This is a genomic window from Mesorhizobium sp. LSHC412B00 (assembly GCF_000503035.1).
GTDB lineage: Bacteria > Pseudomonadota > Alphaproteobacteria > Rhizobiales > Rhizobiaceae > Mesorhizobium.
The window spans coordinates 149,059-174,438 of record NZ_AYWB01000004.1 but is presented as its reverse complement, the minus strand read 5'-3'; the positions used below and the strand labels follow the sequence as shown (position 1 = coordinate 174,438).

Annotated in this window: 24 protein-coding genes; 7 read left to right on the top strand and 17 right to left on the bottom strand. The window is 64.4% G+C overall.

The features are described from left to right. Positions 1 to 76: 76 nt before the first annotated feature. Together X757_RS154990 and X757_RS154995 are read right to left on the bottom strand one after the other, a co-directional pair. Entirely contained in the window at positions 77 to 778 is a 702-nt protein-coding gene (locus tag X757_RS154990) for a metallophosphoesterase family protein (protein WP_023689995.1), read from the bottom strand. A 71-nt stretch (positions 779 to 849) separates the two neighbouring features. After that, positions 850 to 2,757, bottom strand: coding sequence for a propionyl-CoA synthetase (locus X757_RS154995; protein ID WP_023689996.1), 1,908 nt, complete (start codon positions 2,755 to 2,757; stop codon positions 850 to 852). A gap of 218 nt (positions 2,758 to 2,975) precedes the next feature. Here X757_RS154995 and X757_RS155000 point away from each other — a divergent pair, with 218 nt between their 5' ends. The 4 genes from X757_RS155000 (at position 2,976) to X757_RS155015 (ending at position 6,033) form a co-directional block, all read left to right on the top strand. Then, the gene (locus X757_RS155000; RefSeq protein ID WP_245275047.1) at positions 2,976 to 3,773 is read left to right on the top strand and encodes a DUF2259 domain-containing protein; all 798 of its coding nucleotides are present in this window, start codon (positions 2,976 to 2,978) and stop codon (positions 3,771 to 3,773) included. A 546-nt stretch (positions 3,774 to 4,319) separates the two neighbouring features. Beyond that, entirely contained in the window at positions 4,320 to 4,607 is a 288-nt protein-coding gene (locus X757_RS155005; protein ID WP_023684213.1) for a PqqD family protein, read from the top strand. Continuing rightward, entirely contained in the window at positions 4,607 to 5,041 is a 435-nt protein-coding gene (locus X757_RS155010; RefSeq protein ID WP_023668789.1) for a lasso peptide biosynthesis B2 protein, read from the top strand. Before X757_RS155005 ends, X757_RS155010 begins: the two co-directional genes overlap by 1 nt. Further along, positions 5,038 to 6,033, top strand: coding sequence for an HPr kinase (locus tag X757_RS155015; RefSeq protein WP_023694189.1), 996 nt, complete (start codon positions 5,038 to 5,040; stop codon positions 6,031 to 6,033). Before X757_RS155010 ends, X757_RS155015 begins: the two co-directional genes overlap by 4 nt. 8 nt (positions 6,034 to 6,041) lie before the next feature. Here the strand turns inward: X757_RS155015 and X757_RS155020 are convergent, their stop codons facing one another. The 15 genes from X757_RS155020 to X757_RS155090 form a co-directional block, all read right to left on the bottom strand. Then, positions 6,042 to 7,067, bottom strand: coding sequence for a nucleotidyltransferase family protein (locus X757_RS155020; RefSeq protein WP_023725855.1), 1,026 nt, complete (start codon positions 7,065 to 7,067; stop codon positions 6,042 to 6,044). A 448-nt stretch (positions 7,068 to 7,515) separates the two neighbouring features. Then, on the bottom strand, positions 7,516 to 8,502 hold the full coding sequence (gene dhaK, locus X757_RS155025; protein ID WP_023725854.1) for a dihydroxyacetone kinase subunit DhaK: 987 nt from the start codon (positions 8,500 to 8,502) through the stop codon (positions 7,516 to 7,518). A 20-nt stretch (positions 8,503 to 8,522) separates the two neighbouring features. Next, positions 8,523 to 8,948 carry a hypothetical protein gene (locus tag X757_RS155030; RefSeq protein ID WP_023725853.1) on the bottom strand — a complete coding sequence of 142 codons (426 nt, stop codon included), beginning with the start codon at positions 8,946 to 8,948 and terminating at the stop codon, positions 8,523 to 8,525. A 10-nt stretch (positions 8,949 to 8,958) separates the two neighbouring features. Next, positions 8,959 to 10,545 (bottom strand): phosphoenolpyruvate--protein phosphotransferase, encoded by a 1,587-nt coding sequence (gene ptsP, locus X757_RS155035; RefSeq protein ID WP_023725852.1) that lies wholly within the window; start codon positions 10,543 to 10,545, stop codon positions 8,959 to 8,961. Then, a complete protein-coding gene (locus X757_RS155040; RefSeq protein ID WP_023725851.1) occupies positions 10,529 to 10,831 on the bottom strand; it encodes an HPr family phosphocarrier protein in 303 nt (100 codons plus the stop codon). The genes ptsP and X757_RS155040 overlap by 17 nt, the downstream gene beginning before the upstream one ends. Before the next feature lie 21 nt (positions 10,832 to 10,852). Next, a complete protein-coding gene (dhaM, locus tag X757_RS155045) occupies positions 10,853 to 11,242 on the bottom strand; it encodes a dihydroxyacetone kinase phosphoryl donor subunit DhaM (RefSeq protein WP_023725850.1) in 390 nt (129 codons plus the stop codon). Further along, a complete protein-coding gene (dhaL, locus tag X757_RS155050) occupies positions 11,239 to 11,841 on the bottom strand; it encodes a dihydroxyacetone kinase subunit DhaL (RefSeq protein ID WP_023725849.1) in 603 nt (200 codons plus the stop codon). Before dhaL ends, dhaM begins: the two co-directional genes overlap by 4 nt. Positions 11,842 to 11,911: 70 nt before the next feature. Next, a complete protein-coding gene (locus X757_RS155055; protein ID WP_023725848.1) occupies positions 11,912 to 13,555 on the bottom strand; it encodes a dihydroxyacetone kinase subunit DhaK in 1,644 nt (547 codons plus the stop codon). Between the two features lie 64 nt (positions 13,556 to 13,619). Continuing rightward, complete coding sequence (locus X757_RS155060; RefSeq protein WP_023707799.1) at positions 13,620 to 14,633, bottom strand: ABC transporter ATP-binding protein; 1,014 nt, start codon at positions 14,631 to 14,633, stop codon at positions 13,620 to 13,622. After that, on the bottom strand, positions 14,626 to 15,738 hold the full coding sequence (locus X757_RS155065) for an ABC transporter ATP-binding protein (RefSeq protein WP_023707800.1): 1,113 nt from the start codon (positions 15,736 to 15,738) through the stop codon (positions 14,626 to 14,628). The genes X757_RS155060 and X757_RS155065 overlap by 8 nt, the downstream gene beginning before the upstream one ends. Before the next feature lie 2 nt (positions 15,739 to 15,740). After that, on the bottom strand, positions 15,741 to 15,944 hold the full coding sequence (locus X757_RS155070) for a hypothetical protein (RefSeq protein WP_023725847.1): 204 nt from the start codon (positions 15,942 to 15,944) through the stop codon (positions 15,741 to 15,743). 214 nt (positions 15,945 to 16,158) lie between these two features. After that, positions 16,159 to 17,109, bottom strand: coding sequence for a carbohydrate ABC transporter permease (locus X757_RS155075; RefSeq protein ID WP_023725846.1), 951 nt, complete (start codon positions 17,107 to 17,109; stop codon positions 16,159 to 16,161). Next, positions 17,106 to 18,053, bottom strand: a complete 948-nt coding sequence (locus X757_RS155080; protein ID WP_031198535.1) for a carbohydrate ABC transporter permease — start codon at positions 18,051 to 18,053, stop codon at positions 17,106 to 17,108. Before X757_RS155080 ends, X757_RS155075 begins: the two co-directional genes overlap by 4 nt. Positions 18,054 to 18,281: 228 nt before the next feature. Continuing rightward, positions 18,282 to 19,613: an ABC transporter substrate-binding protein gene (locus X757_RS155085; protein ID WP_023725845.1), complete on the bottom strand. Its 1,332-nt coding sequence runs from the start codon at positions 19,611 to 19,613 to the stop codon at positions 18,282 to 18,284. A gap of 254 nt (positions 19,614 to 19,867) precedes the next feature. Then, complete coding sequence (locus X757_RS155090; protein ID WP_023725844.1) at positions 19,868 to 20,566, bottom strand: PIG-L deacetylase family protein; 699 nt, start codon at positions 20,564 to 20,566, stop codon at positions 19,868 to 19,870. Positions 20,567 to 20,592: 26 nt separating this feature from the next. Here X757_RS155090 and X757_RS155095 point away from each other — a divergent pair, with 26 nt between their 5' ends. The 3 genes from X757_RS155095 to X757_RS155105 are packed head-to-tail and all read left to right on the top strand — an operon-like array spanning position 20,593 to position 25,344. Further along, entirely contained in the window at positions 20,593 to 21,483 is an 891-nt protein-coding gene (locus X757_RS155095) for a DMT family transporter (protein WP_023725843.1), read from the top strand. A 40-nt stretch (positions 21,484 to 21,523) separates the two neighbouring features. Next, the gene (gene hrpB, locus X757_RS155100) at positions 21,524 to 23,986 is read left to right on the top strand and encodes an ATP-dependent helicase HrpB (RefSeq protein ID WP_023725842.1); all 2,463 of its coding nucleotides are present in this window, start codon (positions 21,524 to 21,526) and stop codon (positions 23,984 to 23,986) included. 32 nt (positions 23,987 to 24,018) lie between these two features. Continuing rightward, positions 24,019 to 25,344, top strand: a complete 1,326-nt coding sequence (locus X757_RS155105; protein WP_023692667.1) for an ActS/PrrB/RegB family redox-sensitive histidine kinase — start codon at positions 24,019 to 24,021, stop codon at positions 25,342 to 25,344. The last annotated feature ends 36 nt before the right edge of the window (positions 25,345 to 25,380 follow it).

Here is a 25,380-nt window from a genome sequence, read left to right as displayed (position 1 = left end):
CCTGAAAAGGAGCGTGATCCGGACAGCGGATCCGGTTTTCGGAAAAGATCACGCTCAAACGAAGAAGCACGGCAGGTCAGGAAAAGATCAGCTTGCCGAACTTACCCGCGATCCTGAGCGCTGTCAGCCGTCCGCTCTGAAAGGCGCCGGTGTCGATGCCGAGCCTTCGCCCGTCAAGCCTGGGGATATCGACCGGCGTGTGCCCATGCACCACAAGGCGGTCGAGCAGATGTGCGGCCTTGAAGAACTCGTCGCGGATGTTGAGCAGATCCTGCTCATCCTGTGCGACCAGGTCGATGCCCGGCCTGATGCCGGCATGGACGAAAACGAATTTATCCGAACAGAGCAGCACCGGCAGGCTGCGCAGGAAGTCGATATGGCTGGCCGGAATGACCTCCTTCACGCGCCGGTCGACCGCGTCGCTCGAGGCATAGAGGCTGGCAAGCCGCGCCGGATCGACCCCATAGGAAAACAGAGTCTCGCGGCCGCCGACCGCCAGCCAGCGGTCCCGCGACAGATAGCCGTCGAGATAGTTCAGCATGGCCACTTCGTGGTTTCCCGCCAGGCAGACGCGCAGGAACCCTGTTGGCGGCAGCGCCAAGAGGTGGTCGAGCACGCGCGCCGATTGCGGCCCGCGATCGATATAGTCGCCGAGCATGACGATAATCTTGCGGCCGCGAAATTGCAGCGCGTCGAGCTGGATCTTCTGCTCCAGCGACAGCAATTCCTTGTAGCAGCCATGCACGTCGCCGATCGCGTAGACGACGGTGTCGTCCATATCCATTTCCAGGCGCTCGCGCGGCGCCGGCCGGGGGGGCCTGGATCGCTGGAACAACGCCACTGGGGCCGTCAGACCCCGATGCCGCGGGCTTTGAGCGCCGCGGTGATCTCGTCAAGAATGGCGGGATCGTCGATAGTCGCCGGCATCGTCCATTCTTCCTTGTCGGCGATCTTCTGCATGGTGCCGCGCAGGATCTTGCCGGAGCGCGTCTTGGGCAGGCGCTTGATCGTCACCACGGTCTTGAAGGCCGCGACCGGGCCGATCCGTTCGCGCACCAGCCCCACCACTTCGCCTTCGATGGCAGCGGTATCGCGCGACACACCGGCATTGAGCACGACGAAGCCGAGCGGGACCTGGCCCTTCATAGCGTCAGCGACGCCGATGACGGCGCATTCGGCAACATCGGGATGCGCTGAAAGCACCTCCTCCATGGCTCCGGTCGACAGCCGGTGTCCGGCGACATTGATGATGTCGTCTGTGCGCGCCATGACATAGAGGTAGCCGTCGTCGTCGATCATGCCGGCATCGGCCGTCTTGTAGAAGCCGGGAAATTCCTCGAGATAGGCTTGCCGGAAACGCTCGTCGGCATTCCACAGCGTCGGCAGGCAGCCGGCCGGCAGCGGCAGTTTCACCGCCACATTGCCAAGTGTGCCGCGCGGCACTTCATGGCCGGCATCGTCGAGCACGCGAATGTCGTAGCCCGGCATCGGCACGCCGGGCGAGCCGTATTTCACCGGCAGCAGGCCGAGGCCCGCCGGGTTGATGGTCATCGGCGAGCCGGTCTCGGTCTGCCACCAATGATCGACCACCGGCACGTTGAGTTTCTGCTCCGCCCATTTGATGGTTTCCGGGTCTGCGCGTTCGCCGGCCAGGAACAGAGTGCGGAATTTCGACAGATCGTATTTCGGCACGAATTCGCCCTTGGGGTCCTGCCCCTTGATGGCGCGGAAGGCCGTCGGCGCGGTGAACAGCGCGACCACGCCGTGTTCTGCGATCACCCGCCAATAGGTGCCGGCGTCGGGTGTGCCGATCGGCTTGCCCTCGAACAGCACGCTTGTCGCACCATGCAGCAGCGGTCCGTAAACGATGTAGGAATGGCCGACCACCCAGCCGACATCGGAGGCCGCCCAGAATACTTCGCCCGGTCTGACGCCGAACTCGTTTTCCATCGTCCATTTGAGCGCGACCATGTGGCCGCCATTGTCGCGCACGATGCCCTTCGGCTGGCCGGTCGTGCCGGAGGTGTAGATGATGTAGAGCGGGTCGGTGGCGAGCACCGGAACGCAATCGACGTTGGCGCCCGCGGCGCGCTCGCGGGCAACGGCGTCGGCAAAATCGATATCGTAATGCTCCCTCAGATCGCAGCGCAGCTGGTCGCGCTGCAGGATCAGGCAGGCGTCCGGCTTGTGGCGGGACATTTCGATCGCCTTGTCGAGCAGCGGCTTGTAGGCCACGACACGTCCAGGCTCCAGGCCGCAGGACGCGGAGATGACCAGCTTCGGCTTGGCGTCGTCGATGCGGGTGGCGAGCTCGTGCGAGGCAAAGCCGCCGAACACCACCGAATGCACCGCGCCGATGCGGGCACAGGCAAGCATCGCGACCGCCGCTTCGGCCACCATCGGCATGTAGATGATGACGCGGTCGCCTTTGCGAATGCCGCGGTTCTTGAGCACCGAAGTCAGCGCTACCACTTCGCGCTTCAATTCGGCATAGGTGAATTTCTTGACCGTGCCGGTGATCGCGCTGTCGTAGATAAGTGCGATCTGGTCGGCACGGCCGCCTGCGACATGGCGATCGAGAGCGTTGAAGCAGGTATTGCAGCTGGCGCCGTTGAACCAGCGCCCGTAAACGCCGGCCTTGGCATCGAAGACGCTGGTCCACGGCGAATACCAGTCGATCGCCTCGGCCGCATCGGCCCAGAATTGTTCTGGGTCGCGTTTCCAGCCGTCATAGACCTCGTGGTAGCGTGACGCCATTCATCCCTCCTCGGGAAAACTCTCTATCTTGCAATAGCCTATGCGGGTTTTCCCGGCCACGTCTTTCCCCAAATGCCATGTCTTTCCCGAAATTTGGCGCTTGGCCGATCTCGCCTTGGCCATAAATTGCAGGCACCATGGCCGGGTTTGAAATCGGGGCAGGGCGCGCAATGACGGTACGATACGGGGTTGGATCTGCCGTTGGAGCAGCGCTGCTGTTGACGATCGTTTCCGCCGCCCAGGCCGGCGATGCCGCCGCGCGGCGCATCATCGGCTTTTCCCCCGACGGCAAATATTTCGCCTTCGAGCAATATGGCGAGGTCGACGCTGCCGTTTCCGGCTGGTCGCAGATCGACATCATCGACACAAGCACAGACGAGTTCGTCGGCGGCAAGCCGATCCTTGTCCTCGATGAATCGGAAGAGGCGACCACGACGGTGGAGCAGGCACGGGCGCAGGCCGCAAAGCAGGCCGCGCCAATCCTGGCCAAATACGGCATCGCCGAGCGCGGCACGCGCACGGCCTCCGACAGGTTCACCTTCCCGGACGACACGGTCGAGTACAACGACATCCCCCGCCTCGAGCAGGCCGCGCAGAAATGGCTGTCGCCGTTCTATGGCGAAACACAGATTTCGACCATCCAGCTCGATGAGATTTTGGCCGACAGCAAGGAGGATTGCTCGGCAAGCTTTGATGACGCCAAGGAAGGCGACCAGCCTCTTCAGGGGCACAAGACACTTCAAGGCGACAAGACACTTCAAGGGGACAAGACGGGCAAGGCGCGCGGCTTCCGCCTGTCGCTGCAGGGGCAGGACGGCAAGCCGTTCAAGGTGCTGCACGAGGACAAGGCCGTGCCGGGCTCGCGCAACTGCCCGACCTCCTACAGCCTGTCGGAATCCTACGAATACGCCCCGCCCGACAAGCCGGCGGTACTGGCCGTGCTGGTGCAGCGCTTCAGCCAGGGCTTCGAAGGACGGGACCGCCGCTTCATCGCCGTAACCGGCCAGGCACGCTAAGCTGCGGCCCCCCTTGTGGCAGGCAGAAAAAGCTCATGCGCCCGGAGAAAGCAGGGCGTTCGTGTCGGATATCAGCTCTTAAAGCGGCAAGGCCGCCAGCATCAGCCCGACGCCACCCGCAATCAATATGGCGGCTGCCAACGCTTTTCGATGACGTTCGAACGCGGTCGGCGCCCGCTCCCAATTGTAACGCATACCCAATGCTCTCCCAAAACCCCGCGACTGCATAGCTTACTTTAGGTAAGAAAAGCAAGACCTTGACCCTGCGAGATAGCCGGCTTGACGGTTTGCGGCGGTGATTACCAGCTGCAATCACCGACGATTTCTGGGGTGCTTCCCTGTTCTCAGGCTCTGAATGATGTGGAAGCTACCACAATCTGAAATTGGATGTCTCCATTAGGCTTCGGTCGCCTGTGTCGTGAGGATGGTGGCGTTGCCGGATTGCCACAGAACGGTCAGGCCGGCCTGTTCTCCCTCTCGCCCGCGCAATGGACAGACCCGCATCGCCGCGCTATCTGCTCTCCAGGAAAATGGTGGAGGGGCTCCATGGCCCAAATCGGTTCTGAAATGGTTCTGCGGCTGGCGGACGACGCCTCGGTCCAGCATGTCGGCGATGGCGCCGTCGTGCTCTTGGCGCGCAGCGGCCAGCTTTACACCTGCAACGGCACCACCGAAGCCTTTCTCGACAAGGTGGACGGCGCCCGCAGCCTTGACCAGATCGTCGTCCTGTTGTCTGACGAGTTCGAGGTCGACAAGGGCACGCTCGACCAGGACATGGCGGCGCTGGCCGCCGAACTGGTGAGCGAAGGCATTCTCGCCGACCCGGCTCCCTGATGGTGGACGGCGTTCTCCTGCGCGCTTTGTTTCGTGTCCATTTATGGGCAAGCGCGCGGCTGATGCCGACCCTGATCGGGCGCCGCAGCTTCGAATCGGTGCTGAAATGGGCGCCGCTCAGCGCACCCACCCCTTATCGCGGCCTGTCGTCAGCCTACATCGTCGCTGCCGTCAACCGGACCGTCCGGCACCCCTGGCTGATGCGCGACCGCAGATGCCTGCGCGAGGGCCTGCTCGCCCACCGCTTCCTGCGCTTTGCCGGCTTCGATCCGGATCTGCGCTTCGGCGTCGATCCGAAGTCGATGCAGGCGCCGCGTATGTCTGCCCATTGCTGGGTCTGTCTCGATGGCCGCCCGGTGGTCTCGGACAGCCTCCCCGGCATGGTGCAGATCTATCGCCATCACGCCGATGCCGGAAAGGCGCACGCTGCTTGACCGGTCCGGCGACCACCTTCTGCTATGATCTCCAGGGCCAGGTCATCAGCATATCGGCCTCGCGGGCCGATCTCTGGCCGAGCTTCGACCTCTTGCTCGGCACGTTGCGCGTGAGCGGGCCGGTCGAGCCCGATTTCCGCGTCGACATCGTCGAGACGCGGGAGTTACCGGAATCGCCTGCCGGAAAACTCGCTTTCGACGGCGAGGTGCCGGAGGACGGCCATTGCCGGCTGATCGACGGTGGCGGCACCGTTCATCTGGTCTTTCCCGGCCTGCAGACCGTCTCGATCAATGCCGATGGAGGCTGGGCCGAGATACGAGTCCATCCCGATGCCAAGGTCAAATGGACGGTGCTGATGATGGTGCTGGATGCAGCACTTGATGCCGGCGACCAGCACATGCTGCACACCGCCGGCCTGACATTGCCCGGCCGCGAGGCGCTCGTGCTGATCCATGCGCCGAGCGGCACCGGCAAGTCAACGACGTCGCTGGCGCTGGCGTCGCAAGGTTTCGGCCTGTGCTCGGATGACGCCATGATCCTCAAGGTTTTGGCCGGTGGCGGCATCACGGCCTGGGGCTTGCCGCGCAAGGTGAAGGTCCACCGCCACACCGCGGCAATGCTGCCCTTCGTGGCGCCTTGCCTTGGCGACAAATGGGACGCCAATGGCGAGCAGGCCGTCTCGCTGGAACGTCTCGCCGAGATCATCCGCATCGAGGAAACTGTCGGCAGACCGGTTGCGGCACTGTTTCATCTCGCCCGCTCGGCGGACGCGCAAACCCGGCTCGTGCCCATGACCAGGACAGACGCCATGGTGGCGCTTGCCACCGACAATGTCAGGACCGGCATGACCGGCCTTTTGCCGGCGCAGAAGCGCCGCATGGCAACCATCGCAACGCTGGTCAAAGCCGTCCCGACATTTACCCTGGAAGTCGGCGCGAACCCGGCCGAGGCGGCCCCGCTGATCCGCTCGGCGCTGGCGGCGCGGGACTAAAGCACACTTCAGGCAGAATGCGGCTTTGGCCTGGCGAGGCGCTGGATCCAGCGGAAGGCGTCGCGGCGCAGGCGCGAATGCATCTTGTCCCTGGAATTGACGCCGAGCAGCGTATCGCCGGTGATCAGCCATTTGGCCAAAAATATCGAGAGGTCGGGCTTGATGCGGTCGGCCAGTTCGATCGCGCGCGGTGCATCAAACAGCCGCCCCGTCACATTGAGAACCGTCGCCAGTTCGAGCTCGATGCCGCTGATGCGCGCCGCCTCGAAAAGCCGGTCTTCATCCGCGGGCGACCGCAGCGCGCGCACGCCCTGCAGCACATCGACGCAAAGCTGCAGCCGGTGGAACTTGTGCCCGCCGGCGGCGTGGACAATGGCGATGGTCAGCAGCGCGGCCGGCGTGTCGGCCTCGCTGCCGTCGATGATCTGCAATTCGCGAAAGCCCAGCGACAGCCGCCGCCGCATGCCGGAATCATGCACCAGGTTGCCGTGCAGTTCGATCAGCAGGCTGGTATTCTCCTTCTCCAGCCACTTGAACTCCTGCAGATCCTGCGACTGCGCCTCGCCGCTCCAGAGCTCGAAGCCGCATCCGGCAATCACCGGGTTGGCTTCAATGATGCTGGCCGGCTCGACCAGAATGTCGATGTCAGTGAACGGCCGGTCAGCGGCGTGGCGGTAAAGTTTGCGTGCGAAGACCGGACCCTTGACGATGCGGGCCGGAACATTTTTCGCCGCCAATGCCTTCATGATGCGGTCGCCATGATATTGCAGCAGCATCGATTGGCCGGTCGCCAGCGTCGAGCGATCACGCAGTTCCGACAGCTTTTGCCGCAAGGCTGCGTCCGCAGGCAGTTGGGCGTCGCCGATCTCGCTGAGCTTGCGCAGCATGATGGGAAGCACGCCGTGGAACTCGGCATTGACGAGCAGTGCCAGCAAGCTTTCGGCAGCAACGTCACGGCCAATGGCAGCCGGCGCCTCCGGGTCGGCGAAGGTCAGCAGCAGTTTTTCATCGGCAGGCGCAAGAGATGGCAGCATCAAACCCGGATGACGTTCGCCCACATGAGCAATTCCCGTCCGGAATTGCGTCAAACAACCAACTCAGAGGAGCGTATGTTGCAGAAAAGCATGCATGAAGCCAGCGTGTGGTGGCAGAGCCAGCTCATGAATTGACTTTCCACGGTTTCGGTCCATTCTTTTGCACTGGACTGAAAAGGGTGTTTGGAATGGCCAAGAAAAAGTATGAAGCGCCCGTGCTGCGCAAGGCAGGAAAGTTGTCCAGCGTGGTGGCCGGGCCGTCGCTGCCGATACCGCGATAAGACTTCTACGGCTTCGGTTTGGATGAAGCCGGAGCGGTCGGCCGCAAGGCAAGCCGCGCTGCAGGCGGGCAATCTGTCGGCGTGACTGCGGGTAACGGTCCGTCCGGTCCCGCAGGCTAAGGCAAGTTCATAAGCCGCCTGTTCGGGATATGGGCAAGGCCCCTCCGTTACAGTCCCCAGCGCAGCGCGGCTGTGTGCACCGGCGCGTCCCACATTGACGTTGCCTCGTCATCCAGCACGGTCAGCGTGATCGAGCACCCGGCCATGTCGAGCGAGGTCACATAGGACCCGACCAGCGAGCGGGTCACCGTCACGCCCTGTTTTTCGAAGATGTTTCGGGCGCTGTTGTACATCAGATAGAGCTCCATCAGCGGCGTGCCGCCAAAGCCGTTGATGAACAACAGTGCCGGGCCTTTCGCCCTGTCGCCGAGATCGCCCAGGATCGCGGCGCAAATCTCTTCGGCGATCGCATCGGCGCTTTTCAACGTATCGCGACGCCGGCCAGGCTCGCCATGGATGCCGACGCCGAATTCCATCTCGCCATCACCAATGTCGAACGTCGGCCTGCCGGCCGCCGGCACCGTGCAACTGGTCAGCGCCACGCCCATCGAACGCGTCGCGCTGTTGATGCGATCGCCGAGCGCCTTGAGATCCGCCAGCGCCATGCCTTGCTCGGCGGCGGCGCCGACGATCTTCTCCACCATCAGCGTGCCGGCGACGCCGCGCCGGCCGGTCGTAAAGGACGAATTCTCGACGGCGACGTCATCATTGATCACCACCTGCAGGACGCCGTCGGCCATTTCGGCGGCCATATCGAAATTCATCACATCGCCTTCATAGTTCTTGACGATGAACAGGCAGCCGGCGCCGGTGTCGACGGCCGCGGCAGCCGCCAGCATCTGGTCCGGCGTCGGCGAGGTGAAGACCTGGCCGGGACAGGCGGCGTCCAGCATGCCGTGGCCGACAAAGCCGCCATGCAGCGGCTCGTGGCCGGAACCGCCGCCCGAGATCAGGGCTACTTTCCCCGGCTTCAGTGCCCTGCGGCGGATGAATTTGTGCTCGTCGCCCAGCACCAGAATGTCGCCGTGGGCGGACACGAAGCCGTCGAGGCTTTCGGTCAGCACCGTGTCGACGGAATTGATGAATTTCTTCATGTGTCCTCCCGACACGTCGATCAGCCGCCACTCCTGCCGGTGATGCTGGTGATCTTCTGGATGAATTCGTTGATCGCCCTGTCGAGCGCTGCGTTCTGCTTGTCGTCGCCGAAATCGGGCACGATCAGCGAGACATGCCGGGTCTTGCGCATGCCTGCCGCAACCGACATCTTGCCGGGATGCGCCAGATGATAGGCAGCCAGAAACTGATCGCGCTCGGCCGGACTGAAATGGCAGACCGAAAAAATAGCCGGCAGATGTTTTGATGGGATCGGGGTCGAATAGGCCGCGCTGGAAATCTGGGTGACGAAGCTGCGGTGCTTGCCAAGCGCATCGGCAAGGCGCTGGCGCATGCCCGACGGACGCTGGTCGATGACTTGCGACAGGATCGTCTTGTAGGCGCGGATCGCCTCTTCGGAGCCGGCTTCTGGTGTCTTGTCGGCCATCTCAGTCACCCTAGACCGAAACATCTGAGATGGCCGCCTTGGCCATGGCGAGTTGGGCGGGAGCCACCGAGAGATCCCGCAGGCCGGCCTCGAGCAGTGCCGGGATCGATGCCGGATCGCCGCCGGCATCGCCGCACAGGCTGACTGGGATTTTCGCGCGCAGGCCGAACGCGGTCACCCCCGCGATCAACCGCAGCACGGCAGGATGACGCACCGAATTGAGGTGTGCCACGGCAGCGTTGTCGCGGGCGGCGGCCATAACATATTGGGTCAGATCGTTCGAACCGATCGAGAAGAAGGCGACATCGGCGAACGCTTCCGGCGCGATCGCCACCGAAGGCACCTCGACCATGATGCCGAGCGGCGGCATTTTTTGCGCGATGCCGCGCGCGGCAAGCCCGGCCTGCTCCTCCACGAACAGAGCGGCGGCGCGTTGGTATTCCTCCGCGACGGCGATCATCGGAAACATCACCTTCAGATTGCCGTGCACCGCCGCGCGCAGCAGCGCCCGGATCTGTACGCGAAACACCTCCGGCCTTGCCAGCGACAGCCTGATGCCACGCAGCCCGAGGAACGGGTTGCTCTCCTCGACGGTGAAGCCCGGCACCGGCTTGTCGCCGCCGGCGTCGACGGTACGGATGGTTACCGGCTTGTCGCCTGCCCATTCCAGCACCTTGCGATAGGCCTGGTATTGCGTCTCCTCGTCCGGCGGCGCCTTGCCGAACAGGAATTCGGTGCGCATCAGCCCGACCCCGTCGCAGGTCGAAATGTCGATGCCGTCGACCTCGGACGGATCGGCGATGTTGACCTGCACGCGCACCATCGTGCCGGCCCGGGTTACCGCCGGTTTCGCGAGATAGACTCCGGCCTTGTCTCGATGTGCCACAAACGAGGACGAGGACCGGTGGAACGCTTCGATCTCGGTCGTGGTCGGCGAAAGCACGATACCGCCATGCTCCGCATCGAGCAGAGCCAGACCGACGGGATTAGCCGGCGAAGCGCCAAGCCCCACCACCATCGGCACGCCGCGCGAGCGCGCCAGCATGGCGACGTGGCTGGCGGCGCTGCCGGCCCTCAGCGCGATGCCGCCGCCGGTGCTCCAGTCGGTCTCGAGAAAGCGCGTCGGCGCGATGTCCTCGCCATAGAGAATGGCGCCGGCTGGTGGAGCGCTCTCCTGCTCCTCGGTAAGGGCGCGCAGCACGCGGTCGCGGATATCGCTGATATCGGCGGCGCGAGCCCGGAAATAGTCCTGGTCTGACGTTTCGTAGCCGGAGATCTCGGCGTCCAGCGCCTGTCGCCAGGCCATGTCAGCCGGCATGCCGGACGCGATCGCGGCAAAAGCCGGGCCGGTCAGTGCCTCGTCCCCAAGCATGGCGAGCTGGAATTCGAGAATGCCGGCGGCCTCGTCATCGGCGGTTTCGATCAGGGTCGCGAGCCGGTCCGTCGCGCTGGCGATAGCTGCTTCCAATGCGGCCTTCTCGTCCGCGGCGCTCGCCTTGCCCGTGTAGTGCGCGGTGCCGTTGTCGAGGTTGAACAACGGCCCCTCGGCATAGCCGGCCGAGGCCGAAATGCCTTGCAGCCTAAGCGGTTCGGGCATGGCCCGCATCCTCGTCGAAACCGCGTCGCACCAGCTCGGCCAGCGCTCTCACGGCATCATCGGCGCCGCCGCCTGTGGCCCGGATGTGCAGCATGGTGCCTTTCGGCGCCCTGGCCGCCATCACCTTGACGATGCTCTTGGCGTCGAACCATGGGCCGTTGGCGGCAAGCGCAATCTCCACCTCGGCGGCAAAGCTCTTGGCAAGCTTGGTGAACTTCACCGAAGGGCGCGCGTGCAGACCTACCTCGTGGGTGATCAGGACGGTGGCCTTGGCAAATGCGGACATCAGGTCAAAATTCCCGTTCGCTCACGACGGCGACAATTCATGCGCCGTCGCCACCACTTCCTTCAGCGAGGCCCCGCCGGACGCCTCCGTCGCAGCCATCACCGCGCCTTCGACGATCGGCGCGTTGCAGACGATAATCCTGAGCGCCCGCGGCTCGCCGATCATTTCCACCGCCATTTCCGAATTGGTCTCGGCGCCGCCGAGATCGACCAGTATGGCGACGCCCGCCTCCGACCACGCCTTGTCGATGGCGCCCATGATCGCTTCGACGCTGGTGCCGAGCCCGCCATGGCCGTTTCCGCCGCACCATGCAAGCGGCACTTCGTCGCCCACCATCTGCCGCACCATGTCGGCCGTGCCTTCGGCAACCAGCGGCGAATGCGAGACGATGACGATGCCGACATTGCTCATGCTTGGCCCTCGACGGTTTCGGCGACGGTCCGCACCAGCAGCGCCACAGAGCGTCCGCCGGCATCCATATGACCGATTGAGCGGTCGCCGAGGAATGAGGCGCGACCGCGTGTTGCCTTCATCGGCACGGTCGCCTCGGCAGCCACGTCGGCGATATCTGCAATTTCCATGGCCGTCTTTCCTTCGACCAACGCGTCCTGCACAGGTTGCAGCACATCGAGCATGGTCTTTTGACCAACCTGGGATTTGCCTCTGGCGGCCACAGCTTCGATTGCCTTGCCGAAAGCAGCCGTCAGCTTGGGGCGATCCGGCTCTCCTGAAATCTCCTTGCCCAGCGCCAGGAACAATGTACCGAACAGCGGCCCGGACGCGCCGCCGACCGTCATCACCAGCTTGGTGCCGATCGCCTTCAGCGCCTCGGGCAGCGGCTTTGCAGCGAACGCCCCGGCATCGGCACGCAAGGCCTCAAACCCGCGCTTCATGTTCAGCCCATGGTCACCGTCGCCGATCGCCTGGTCGAGCGCGGTCAACTCTTCCGAGTGAGCGGCGATCGTGTCCGCGGCGGCGGTGATCAGCCTGGCAAGGTCGAACGCTGCCATGTCCAGATTCCCGGTTTCGATCCTGCCGGCAGTATCGAAAGAATTCTCATTCGACAATCGAAGCATGCCGTCAGGCCGCTGCATGCAGCGCGGCGGCGGCCGCGAACACTTCGGCCACGGCATGGGCGCCAGGGTCGGCCACGCCTTGCAATTTGGTGCCGACATAGGCGGAGCGGCCGGCCTTCGCCTTCTCCATGGCCGCGGTCGCCTCGGCGCCGTGCCTCGCCGCGGTCGCCGCGGCATCCAGCCCCTTGGCGTCGAGCGCCTTCAGCGCCGGCTCCAAGGCATCGACCATGGTGCGGTCGCCGACCCTGGCGCCGCCATAGAAGGTCATCCGGTCAAGCCCGGCAAGCAGCGCCTTGGACAGGGTTGCTCCGCCGTTCGAAGCCTGAGCCGCCGCCGTGAAGAAGATCGACAGCAAGACGCCTGAGGAGCCGCCCATTGCGACGCCCAGACTATCGCCTATAGCCGCAAGCGTGGCGGCAGGGTCGGCCAGCGGCAGCGCATCGAGCCGTTCCAGCACGCTGCGCGCGCCGGTCGCAACCGTCGAACCGGTATCGCCATCGCCCGCCTTGGCGTCGAGCCCGTTCAGTGTCTCTTCGAGCGCGATCAGCCGTTCGCAGACCGTGATGATCAAACGCCTGGTGCCGGAATCCTGGCTGGCCCTTTGGGCTGCGCTGTTTCCAGCCGCTTTCGCCATAGGCACGATAGCCGGCGCGACGACGGTTTTGGCCGGCATCCAGGCATGTGGGCCGACAGGCGCCAGCAAGGCTGCCTCGCGCGCCGCATCGAGCTTGATCAGCGACAGCGAAAAACCGTTCATGTTGAGCGCCGTCATCAGCGGTCCGGGGCCGATCGCAAGCTTCACGGTCTTGGCCAGCGGCGAGGCCAGCACGGCATTGGCGACCAGCGACATTTCGAGCGGCGGCACCGAGCCGAGATTGTTGATGAGCAACGCGTGGCTGGCGTTCGGGTCGAGCCGCGCGGCCAGCCGCTCCGCCATGATCGCCACAAGTCTGTCGGCGCTCTGCACGGCGATGCGCTCGACGCCCGGCTCGCCATGGATGCCGAGGCCGAGTTCGCCGTCATTTTCGCCGAACCGCTCTTCATGTGGCTGGCCGGGGATCGAGCAGGACGACAGCGACATGCCGAGCGAGATGATGTCCTTCGCCGCCGCGCGAGCCGCTGTCGCGATCGCTGTCAGACCGCTTCCCGTCTCCGACAAATGGCCTGATATCTTGTGCACGAACAAGGTGCCGGCGACGCCGCGCGGCTGGTTGATATCGGGCAAGGCAATGTCGTCGGCGACGATCGCCATCTCGACGCGAAACCCCTCGGCGCGCGCCTTCTCGGCCGCGAGGCCGAAATTGAGGCGGTCGCCGGTGTAGTTCTTGACGATCAGCAGGCAGCCAGCCGGGCCGGTCACCGCGCGAATGGCCGCCAGGACCGCCTCGACGCTGGGCGAGGCAAAGATCTCGCCCGAGACCGCCGCCGTCAGCATGCCCTTGCCGACAAACCCGGCATGCGACGGCTCGTGCCCGGCACCGCCGCCGGAGACGACCGCAACCTTTGCCTTGTCCCAGTCGGCGCGCAGCACGACCTTGATCTCGGGATAGCCGTCGAGGCGGGCGAGATCGCCGGAACCGATAGTCCGCAACAGCCCGTCCAGCGCCTCGGTGACGATCGTTTCCCTGCGGTTGAAAAAGTGCTTCATCGAATTCGTCCTGTATTCGTCAATCAGAAGCCGGTGCCGTGCCCTTGGCGAGACACCGAAAACCTCACATCAGTCTTTGTCCGTCGGCGCCGAAATAAAGTGGCGAGCGGTAGCGGATCACCACTTTGTCGCCCTCGGCCAGATCCGTATCGGGGTCGGTGAGCGTCACCAGTTTCTTCGGGCCGACCGTAACATGCAGATGGTTCTGGTCCCCGAGATGTTCGACCCAGTCGACGACGCCGTCGGCATGGCCGCTTGCGGTCTTCTCGATCGACAGATGCTCGGTGCGCGCGCCGATGGTCTTGGTTCCGGTCGGCGCCCCACCATCAGGCAGCAGCCCGGCCGGCAGCAGGTTGATCGCCGGCTGGCCGAGGCGGGCCGCGACATGAAGGTTGGCCGGCTCCGAATAGATTGTGCGCGGCGTGCCGATCTGCACCAGCACGCCGTCATTGAGGATGCCGATGCGATCGGCCATGGTCATCGCCTCGATCTGGTCGTGCGTGACATAGAGCATGGTGGCGCCGAGTTCGGCCTGGATGCGCTTGAGTTCGAGCCTGAGATCGGCGCGCAATTTGGCATCCAGCGACGACAGCGGTTCGTCCATCAGATAGATCGACGGTTTGCGCACCAACGCTCGGCCGATGGCGACGCGCTGCATCTCGCCGCCCGACAGCTTGGTCGAGCGGTTGGCGAGCTTGTGGTGGATGCGCACCATCTTTGCCACCTCTTCGACGCGGCGGCGAATCTGGTCCTCCGGTACTTTCCGCGCCGGCGAGCGCAGCGGGAAGGCGAGGTTGTCGTAGACTGACAGATGCGGGTAGAGCGAATATTGCTGGAAGACGAAAGCGGTGTCGCGCTCGGCCGGCGACAGCGTCGTCGCATCGTGGTCGCCAATATGGATCGTGCCGCCATCCGGCCGCTCCAGTCCGGCGATCAATCTCAGCGTCGTCGTCTTGCCGGCGCCGGTCGGGCCGAGCAGCACGACGAATTCGCCATCGGCGATGTTAAGGTCGAGGCCATCGACGGCGACATGGTCGCCGAAGCTTTTGGTCACGCCCTTGATGTGCACGTCAGCCATGCTGCGCTCTCCCTTGAGAGGCGGTATCGTGGATCGCGGTGCGCACCGCCCGACCCGAGCCCTTGTCGAACAGCGACAGCCGCGCGCTGTTCAACGTTAGCCCGACATGATCGCCGGCAGCGAGCCGGATTTCGGCCGGCACCCGCGCCTTGATGATGCCGTCCGCCGTCTCCACCGCCACGATCTGCGTCGTGCCGAGATATTCGGTGCCGTAGATGGTGCCGCGCAGTTTCGACGCATCGTCGAAACGGATGTGCTCGGGACGGATGCCGAGCGCCATGTCGGCGGGCGCAATTTCCTCGCGCACTTCCGGCACCGCCACCTTGGCGCCCTGGACGACGATTTCCTTCGCCCCCTTCGCCAGCCCGCCACCGAAGCCCAGGAAATTCATCGGCGGCGAGCCGATGAAGTCGGCGACGAACATGGTTGCCGGGCGGTCGTAGATTTCGCGCGGGCTGCCGAACTGTTCGATGACGCCATGGTTCATGACGGCGATCTTGTCGGCCATCGACATCGCTTCCATCTGGTCGTGCGTGACATAGACGGTGGTGGCGTGGATGCGGTTGTGCAGCTCGCGCAGCTCATGCACCATCAGATCGCGGAATTCGGTGTCGAGCGTGCCGAGCGGCTCGTCCATCAGGAAGCATTTTGGCCGTCGCACGATGGCGCGACCGAGCGCCACGCGCTGGCGGTCACCGCCGGCAAGGCCCGAGACCGATTTGTTGAGCAGATGGTCGATGCGCAGCAGCTTCGCCGTTTCCTCGACACGGCTTCGAATCTCGGCCGAGGGCATGCCTTGCGCGAGAAGCGGGAAGCCGATGTTCTTGCGCACGTTCATATGCGGATAGAGCGCGAACAGCTGGAAGACGAAGGCGATGTCGCGTTCGCGCGCCCGGCGCATGGTGACGTCCTCGCCGCCGAGCAGGATCTGGCCGCCGGTCGGCAATTCGAGGCCGGCGACCATGCGCAGCGTCGTCGTCTTGCCGCAGCCCGAGGGACCAAGCATGACGAAGAACTCACCATCTTCGACGACGAAGCTGGAATCCTGCACCGCGACGAAATCGCCGAAGGCCTTTCTCAAATGTTGGACGCGGATTTCGGCCATGATTATTCCGGGAACTTCGAGACGATGATGAACATCACCGTGCCGGCGAGCATGGTGATGAAGGAGTAGGTGTAGAGCGCCAGCGCGAAGGGCTGGAACAGCATCAGGAATCCAATGGCGATCAGCGTCGTGGCGATATTTTCCATGAGGCTGCGCCGGGCCCAGCGAGGCCAGGATGACTTTTTGGAGATGGCTGGGCGCGTCATGCGTAGCTCCCTTCCTTCTGCCCGGTAACGGGGCGAGACGGTTGCCAGGTGGTTCCCCCACTCCGTCGCTGCTTCGCAGCGCCACCTCTCCCTCCTCCGGAGGGAGAGGAAGGGAGCCTGGCTGAATGAAGTTCGCGTCCTTCCTCTACCCCGTCGATCGGGGGAGAGGTGTCGAGCGAAGCTCGAGGGAGTGGGGGTCGACCTGGCACATCAATCATTTGCGCACCGCCCCAAAAGTGATGCCGCGCAGCAATTGTTTGCGAAGCAGGACGGTGAAAACCAGGATCGGCACCAGGAAGATCGTCGTGCCGGCCGCAACCGCCGGCCAGTCCTGGCCGCCTTCGCCGATGATGGTCGGGATGAAGGGCGGCGCGGTCTGCGCGGTGCCGGACGTCAAGAGTGCGGCGAATGCATATTCGTTCCAGGCAAAGATCAGGCAGAAGATGGCGGTCGCGGCGATGCCGGTGGTCGCTTGCGGCAGCACGGTGCGCCAGAAGGCCTGCAGCCTGGTATAGCCGTCGATCATCGCCGCTTCTTCATACTCGCGCGGGATCTCGTCGATGAAGCCTTTCAGCAGCCACACCGCGAGCGACACGTTGACCGCGGTGTAGAGCAGGATCATGCCGAGCGCGGTGTCGGACAGGCCGAGCTCGCGGTACATCAGGTAGATGGGAATGGCGACCGCGATCGGTGGCATGAAGCGCGTCGACAGGATGAAGAACAGAAGGTCATCGGCCAGCGGCACCTTGAAGCGCGAGAAACCGTAGGCCGAAAGCGTGCCGAGGAATACGGCGCAGAAGGTGGAACCGAAGGCGATGATCAGTGAGTTGACGAAGCGCGGCAGGAAATTGGACGGGCCGGCAATCACCATGTTGCGCTTGCGCGAGGTCTCGTCGCAGAAACCGGTCGTGGGTCCGAGCGAGTTGATGTAGTCGGGCGTTTGCCTGGTGCGCGTCGTGAACAGGTTGCAATAGCCCTCGATGCTCGGCTGGAACAGAATCTTGGGCGGATAGGCGATCGAATCCGGCGGTGTCTTGAAGCTGGTGGCGAAGATCCACAGCAGCGGCACGATCGAGATCAGCGCGTAGAGCACGATGATCGTGCCGGCGATCCGCTTCGAATTGGCCGAGGGGGCGACGACGGAGTGGGCGGTGGTCAGGCTCATCTCTGCTTCACCTTGTTCAGCGCCTTGACGTAGATGTTGGCCAGCCCAAACACCGCGACGAACAGGATGATGGCGAAGGCCGAGGAATATCCGGTGCGCCAGCTCTCGAACGCCTGCCGCTTCAGCGTGATCGAGGCGACCTCGGTGGTCGAGCCCGGCCCGCCACCGGTCAGCAGGTTGACCATGTCGAACATCTTGAAGTTCTCGATGCCGCGAAACAGCACCGCCAGCATGATGAAGGGCAGCGCCATGGGCAGCGTGATCGACCAGAACTGCCGCCAGTTGGACGCGCGGTCGACCTCGGCGGCTTCATAGATGTATTCGGGGATGGAGCGCAGGCCGGCGAGACAGATCAGCATGACATAGGGCGTCCACATCCAGGTGTCGACGATGATGATCGACCACGGCGCCAGCGACACGTTGGACAGCATCTGGATGTCGGTCGGTGGTATCCGGGTGACGAACGAGATGGCGTAGGCGAACAGGCCGATCTGCGGCTCGTAGAGGAAACGCCAGAAATTGCCGACCACCGCCGGCGACAGCATCATCGGCACCAGGATGATGGTCGTCCAGAAGGCGTGGCCGCGAAACTTCCTGTCGATCAGCCATGCCAGCGTGAAACCGATCAGCGTCTGCAGCAGGATCGTCCAGAACACGAAATGCGCCGTCGTCTGCATGGCGATCCAGATGTCCTGGTCGCCGAGGATGCGCTGGTAGTTGGCGAAGCCGAGGTTTTTCACCACCTCGTTCGGGCGGTTCGCGCGGAAGTTGGTGAAGGACAGGTAGATCGCCCAGAACAGCGGGAAGATGTTGATGGCCAAGAGCAACAGGATCGTCGGCGAGATGAACAGCCAGGCGAGGCCCTTGTCGCTGATCCCCCGGACCTTGCGGGCCAACGGCTCCGGGGTCGCCCGGGCAACGTTCTCCGCAGTCCGATTGAGCATGGTGAGTCCTGCTTCGGTCACGTCAAGTCTCGACACTGGAATTTATCTGAACTGCGTCCCGTGCCAAGGGCGGCACGGGACCAAGAGCATGAAGCCGAAAAGTGTGAAGCGGTTTTCGGACGACATCATGCTCTCTCTCTTTTTAGCCCGAGGCGGATGATTTCTGGTCGATTCGGCCTGAAAATCATCCGCCTCTGGGGTCAGGCTCGGGAGGAGCCGTTGGTCCGGTTACATCTTGCCGTCGTCCTGGAACACTTGCGTCCAGTCCTTGACCAGGCCGTCAAGCGCGTCCTTGGCCGAACCCTGGCCGGCTACGACATAGTCGTGGAAGCGCTTCTGCGACGCCTGCAGCAGCGGTGCGTAGCTCGGCTCGGCCCAGAAGTCCTTCACGATCGCCATCGAGTCGAGGAAGGTCTGCGCATAAGGCTGGCTGGACGGGAAGGCCGGGTCCTTGACCACCGCGTTCAGGCAGGAATAGCCGCCGAGCGACCACCATTTGGCCTGCACATCCTTGTTGGCGAACCACTTGATGTATTTCAGCGCCGATTCCTGCTTGTCTGAATAGGACACCACCGAAATGCCCTGGCCGCCGAGCTGCGCGAACTGGGCGCCGCCGGGACCCTTCGGATTGACGAAGTAGCCGATCTTGTCGCCGCCGACATTCTCGTCCTTCTGCAGGCCGGGCCAGGTGAAGGCGAAGTTCATGTGCATGGCCACCTGACCGGATTTGAAGGCGTCGACGCCTTCGCCCATATAGCTGTTCGAGGCACCCGGAGGCGTGCAGCAATCGTAGAGCGACTTGTAGAACTCCAGGCCTTTGACCGCGTCTGGCGAATTGACGAAGCCTTCCATCTCGTAGGGCTTCTTCGGGTTTTCATACTGGAAGCCGAAGCTGTAGAGCACGTCCATGGCGCCCATGGTGATGCCCTCCGAGCCGCGCTCGGTGTAGATAGAGGCGCCATAGACGGTCTTGCCGTCTATCTCGCGCTTCTGGAAGAACTCGGCGACCTGCTTCAGTTGGTCGAAGGTGGTCGGCGGGCCGAGATCCCAGCCAAATTTTTCCTTGAATTCCTTCTGCAGCTCCGGCTTGGAGAACCAATCCTTGCGGTAGGTCCAGCCGACGACGTCGCCCATGGCCGGCAGCGCCCAGTAATTCGGCGTGTTCTTCGGCCATTCGGAATAGCCGACGACTGTTGCCGGCACGAAGTCGTCCATGCTGATCTTCTCCTTGTCGAAGAAGTCGTTCAGCTTGATGTAGTGGCCGTTCTCGGCCGAGCCGCCGATCCACTGGCTGTCGCCGATGATCAGGTCGCACAGTTTGCCGTGCGAGTTGAGCTCGTTGAGGAAGCGGTCGGCATAGTTGGTCCACGGCACGAATTCGAATTTCATGCCGATGCCGGTTTCCTTGGTAAAATCCTTGGACAGTTCGACCAGCGCGTTTGCCGGATCCCAGGCGGCCCAGCAAAGCGTCAGGTCTTCAGCGTGCGCCGCGTTCGAGACGGCTGTCGACGCGGTAATCGCCGAGGCCAGCCCCAACGCCAGTTTCAAGCTCGATTTCATGCCTTCCTCCCATTTGCGAAACGCGCCCGGATGGCCGTTTCAAGAACCCCTCAACCCTCGCTCCTCCGAGGGGCTAAACACGGCGCGCTATGCGTCGCCAGGGCGGCGCGGTGCGCCGCAGATGTTTAGTAATTTGTTTAGTGATGCAATTTTTACTAAACAAGGCAAGCGAATTCGTCGCTGCGCCGCAACATGGCGAAACGGCGATTGAAATCGTTGGGAAATGATTGCCGGACGGCTCGCCCGGAAGTTGCTTAGCCGGGGTCGCCTATAATTTTCGTCTGCGGCGTCACCGGCCGAACAGGGGGCGCGGGCGGCAGCAGCGCGCGGATGTCGGCGAAGGGAAATGTCGGCTCGAATCGGAAGGCCTCGGCCAAGGAGCCGGGAACGCTGTTGCATTGCCCGGCGCGAAACTCATTCTGGACGCGCGCTCTGTCGACATATTGCTCCGGCCACTGCGACTGGTGCGCGCGGATCGCCTGCGTCTTGATATCGCCGTAGGCGGAAATGTCGACGTAATGCGTCGGCGCAAAGCCGGTGCCGCCCATCGTGTCGGCATGCAGCACGGGGACGCCGAACGAGGCCGCGATGCGCACGCCGTCCGACAAAGCACGATGGTCGGCGTGATAGTCGTTGGGGGCATGCGTGATAACCAGATCCGCCGCGGTCTCGCGTATCAGCGCTTTCAGCGAAGCGATCAGTGCCGCATCAGCCACCAGTTCGCCGTCGGGAAAGTCGAGAAAGCGAAGGGTTGCGCCGAGCAGCGCCGCAGCGGCCGCCGCCTCGTCGCGGCGGGCACGAGCCAAAACGCTCGGGTCGCCCATGCCGCCCCTGGCGCCATCCGTGGCCACGGCAAAAGTCAGTTCTGCGCCTTGCGTGGCATAGGCAGCCAGCGTACCGAACATGAATATCTCGATGTCGTCGGGATGCGCGCCGAGCGCCAATACCTTCACTGCACTCTCCCCGGAAATGGAAAAACGTGACGAACGGAATCCTGCTCGCCCTCATCGCCTATGCAAGCTATTCGTGCAGCGATGCCGTTATCAAGAGCCTTGGCGGACAGTTCACCGTCTTCGAGATCGGCTTCTTCATCACGCTGTTTGCCGGCTGCTTCCTGTTTTTCAGCCGCCCAGTCGATGAGCGCTGGCGCGACTTCTGGCGCACCGGACGGCCATGGGCGGTGCAGGCCCGCGCCTGGGCCGGCATCGCCTCGGGCGTGCTCAGCGTCTACGCCTTCACCACCATTCCGCTGGCCGAGACCTATGCACTGATCTTCCTGGCGCCGCTTTGCGTTACCATTCTCTCGACCGTCATCCTGAAGGAAAAGGTCGGCCCATGGCGCTGGCTGGCGGTGGTTGCCGGCTTTGCAGGTGTCATGCTGGTGGTGCGGCCAGGTTTTCGCGAGTTGCATCTCGGACACCTTGCCGCCTTCACGGTGGCCTTCCTCGCCGCGGCGAGCGTCATCCTGATGCGGTCGCTCGCCCAGCAGGAAAAGCGCACCACCATGCTCGGCGTGCTCATCGGTTACGGGCTGCTGTTCAACGGGGCCGGCACCATCGCCACATCGTTCACCCTCCCCAACGCCATGCAGCTGCTGTGGCTGGTGCTGGGCGGCGCCTTTACCGCCGGCGGCCAATTGCTGCAGCTGCTGGCCGCCAAATACGCGCCGGCCAACCGCATGGCGCCGACGCATTATTCGCAGATCGTCTGGGCGGTCATCCTCGGCGCGCTGTTCTTCCAGGAGTATCCGGACTGGATATCGCTGGTCGGCTTGGCCGTCGTTGGCGCGTCCGGCCTGCTCACCATGGTGCGCGAGGAGGTGCGGCTGGGCACGGTGCGCTGGAACCCGTTTTCACGCACAAGGCTTTGAGCCGTTGCACGGTTGTGGTGACCGCTGATATGCGGACGCAATGACGACGAGATCCTTGCCCGAGCTTCCGGTCTCGGCTGTGCTGCCGGCATTGAGCGAGGCGCTCGCCTCCGGCAACAGCGCCGTCCTGGTGGCGCCGCCCGGTGCCGGCAAGACGACGCTGGTGCCGCTGGCGCTGCTCGATGCGCCCTGGCTGGTCGCCGGCAAGATCGTCCTGCTCGAACCGCGCCGCCTCGCCACCCGCGCCGCCGCCCGCCGCATGGCCGAATTGCTTGATGAAGAGCCCGGCGCCACTGTCGGCTATGCCATGCGCATGGAAAACCGCACATCGGCCCGGACAAAAATCCTCGTCGTTACCGAAGGCGTGCTGGCGCGGATGATCCTCGACGATCCGGAACTGCCCGGCGTTTCGGCGGTGATTTTCGACGAATTCCACGAGCGCTCGCTCGACGGCGATTTCGGCCTGGCGCTGGCGCTTGACGTGCAGGGCGCGCTGCGGCCGGATTTGCGGCTGCTGGTGATGTCGGCAACGCTCGATGGCGCGCGCGTCGCGAAACTCCTGTCCGGCGCCCCGGTGATCGAAAGCCAAGGCCGTGCGTTCCCCGTAGATGTCAGATACGACGAGCGGCCAGCCGGCGTTCCCATCGAAGACGCCATGGCCAAGGCGATCCGCTCCACCCTTGCCGAGGAGAGCGGCAGCGTGCTCGCCTTCCTGCCCGGCCAGCGCGAGATCGAGCGCACCGCCGAGCGGCTGCAGGGCCGCCTCGGCGCCGACACCGACATCGTGCCGCTCTACGGCCAGCTCGACAACAGGGCGCAGGACGCCGCGATCAAGCCGGCGCCGCCCGGTCGCCGCAAGGTGGTGCTGGCGACGTCGATCGCCGAGACCTCGATCACCATCGACGGCGTGCGCGTCGTCATCGATTCCGGCCTGTCGCGGCTGCCGCGCTATGAGCCGGCGAGCGGCCTGACCCGGCTGGAGACGGTGCGTGTTTCCAGGGCGTCGGCCGATCAACGCGCCGGTCGCGCCGGACGCACGCAGCCAGGTGTCGCCATTCGGCTGTGGCGGGCCGAGCAGACGGCGGCACTTCCCGCCTTCACCCCGCCCGAGATTCTTGAGGCCGATCTGTCCGGGTTGCTGCTCGATTGCGCCGTCTTCGGCGTCGCCGATCCGGCGAGCCTGTCCTTCCTCGATCCGCCGCCCATTCCCGCGCTCAACGAGGCGCGGGCGCTGCTCCTGGCGCTGCACGCCATCGATGCGGCCGGCCGGCTGACGGAGGCGGGCGGCGCGATGCGCAAGCTGGCCCTGCCCGTGCGGCTCGCACACATGGTCGCTGAAGCCGCTGGCGGCGGCCACGCGCTCGAGGCTGCGATGCTAGCCGTCCTGCTCACCGAGCGTGGTCTCGGCGGCGACGGCGCCGACCTCGAACGGCGCTTGATGCGCTTCCGCACCGAAAAGTCACCGCGCGCCGTTGCGGCAAGGCAGCTTGCCGGGCGATTGGCGAAGGAGGCGGGCGGCGCCAAGAGCAGCGAAACCGCTTCTGCCGGTCTTCTCCTCATCCACGCCTGGCCGGACCGTGTCGCAAAAGCGCGCGGTGAGCGCGGCCGTTTTGTGCTGGCCAATGGCTCCGGTGCAATGGTCGACGCCGCCGATCCGCTGGCCGGCGAGACCTGGCTGGTCGTCGCCGATCTGCAAGGCAAGGCGCAAAACGCCCGTATAACCGCCGCGGCCGCGGTCCACGAGACCGACATCCGTGCCGCTCTCGCCGACAGGATCGAGACGCGCCGCGAGACAAGCTTCGACCGCGAGCGGCGCGCGGTGCGCGTGCGCGAGACCGCCAGGCTCGGCGCCATCACTTTGTCGGAGCGCATGCTGCCCGCACCAACTGGAACAGACGCCGACCGCGCCATCCTGGATGCCTTGCGCGAGCACGGCCTGTCGCTGCTGGAATGGGGCAAGGACGGCGAGACGCTGCGCCAGCGCCTAGGCTGGCTGCATCGCGGCCTCGGCGCGCCCTGGCCCGATGTTTCGGAAGCCGCCCTGCTCGAACGCCTCGACGACTGGCTGCTGCCGTTCCTGTCGGGCAAGGCGTCCTTCGCCGCCATCGACCCCGGCACGCTGTCGTCGGGCCTGATGGCGCTGGTGCCGCATGATTTGCAGCGCAAGATCGGCACACTGGCGCCGACCCATTTCGACGCGCCGTCCGGCAGCCATGTGCCGATCCGCTATGACGGCGAATGGCCGGTGCTGGCCATCCGCGTGCAGGAACTGTTCGGCCTTGACCGCCATCCGGCAATCGCCAACGGCACCGTGCCGCTGACGCTCGAGCTGTTGTCGCCGGCGCACCGGCCAATCCAGACGACGCGCGACCTGCCCGGCTTCTGGCGCGGCTCCTGGGCCGATGTGCGCACCGACATGCGCGGCCGCTATCCCCGCCATGTCTGGCCGGAAAATCCGCTGCTCGCTGCGGCCACCGCCCGCGCCAAACCGCGAGGGACCTAGCGCTCGTCCTTTCCCGGCTATAATCCTTGGCCATGATCAACATCGTGCACGCGCCAGACTTCCAGCAAAGCCAGCGGCTGCGCCTCAACACGCTGATCCGGCTGCGCTGGCTGGCCATCGTGGGCCAGAGCCTGGCGGTGCTGGTCGTCGCCTATGGGCTCAAATTCCCGCTGCCGGTCAGCCTCTGCTTCGCGCTGGTCGCCTGCTCGGCCTGGCTTAACCTGGTGCTGACCTTCCGCTATCCGGCAGCGCACCGGCTGACCCCGTTCTCAGCCTTTTTCATCCTGACCTTCGACAGCCTGCAGCTTGCCGGCCTGCTCTTTTTGACTGGCGGCCTCACCAACCCGTTCTCGGTGCTGATGACCGTGCCCGTCGTCATCTCGGCGGCGTCGCTGCCGCTGCGGCTAACTGCGGTGCTCGGCGCGCTGGTCATGGCGGCGGCCACGTTGCTGGTCTTCTTCCACCAGCCGCTGCCATGGTATGAGGGCGCGCCTCTGCCCATGCCATTCATCTATGTCGCCGGCATATGGATGGCGGTGTTTTCCTCGATCGCCTTCACTGCCATCTATGCCTTCCGCGTTGCCGAGGAAGCCCGCCTGCTCGCCAATGCGCTTGCCGCCACCGAACTGGTGTTGCAGCGCGAGCAGCATCTGTCGGCTCTGGATGGGCTTGCCGCCGCCGCCGCGCACGAACTCGGCACGCCGCTCGCCACCATCGCCCTTGTCTCCAAGGAGATGGAAAAGGCACTTGGCGACGACCCAAAATACGGTGAGGACGTCAAACTTCTGCGGTCGCAGAGCGAGCGCTGCCGCGAGATCCTGAAGCGGCTGACCAGCCTGTCCTCCGAGGGCGAGGCGCATCTGTCGCGTCTGCCGCTGACCTCGCTGGTCGAGGAGGTGACCGCGCCGCACCGCGATTTCGGCATCTCGATCAAGCTTCGGCCGGGCGAGCGCGTCGGCCCCGAACCGGTGGGACGACGCAACCCCGGGGTCATCTACGGCCTCGGCAATCTTGTCGAGAACGCCGTCGACTTCGCCCGCAACAGTGTGACGGTGCGATGGAGCTGGGACGAACTTGACGTCACCTTCTCGATCATCGATGACGGGCCGGGCTTTCCCCCCGAAATCATCGATCGCATCGGCGAGCCCTATATGTCGACACGCCAGGGCAACGAGGCCGGCGGTGGCCTTGGACTCGGGCTCTTCATTGCCAAGACCTTGCTCGAACGCTCCGGCGCCACGCTCGATTTCCGCAATTCGAGCGGGCTGGGCGAGGGCGCCATCGTGCAGATATCGTGGCCCCGCACCGTCTTCCTCAACCCGGAATCGGTGGGGATCTCGATGTTCGACACCGCGTAAAAGCCTGGCGGAGGCGGCAAAATTGGACAATGGCGT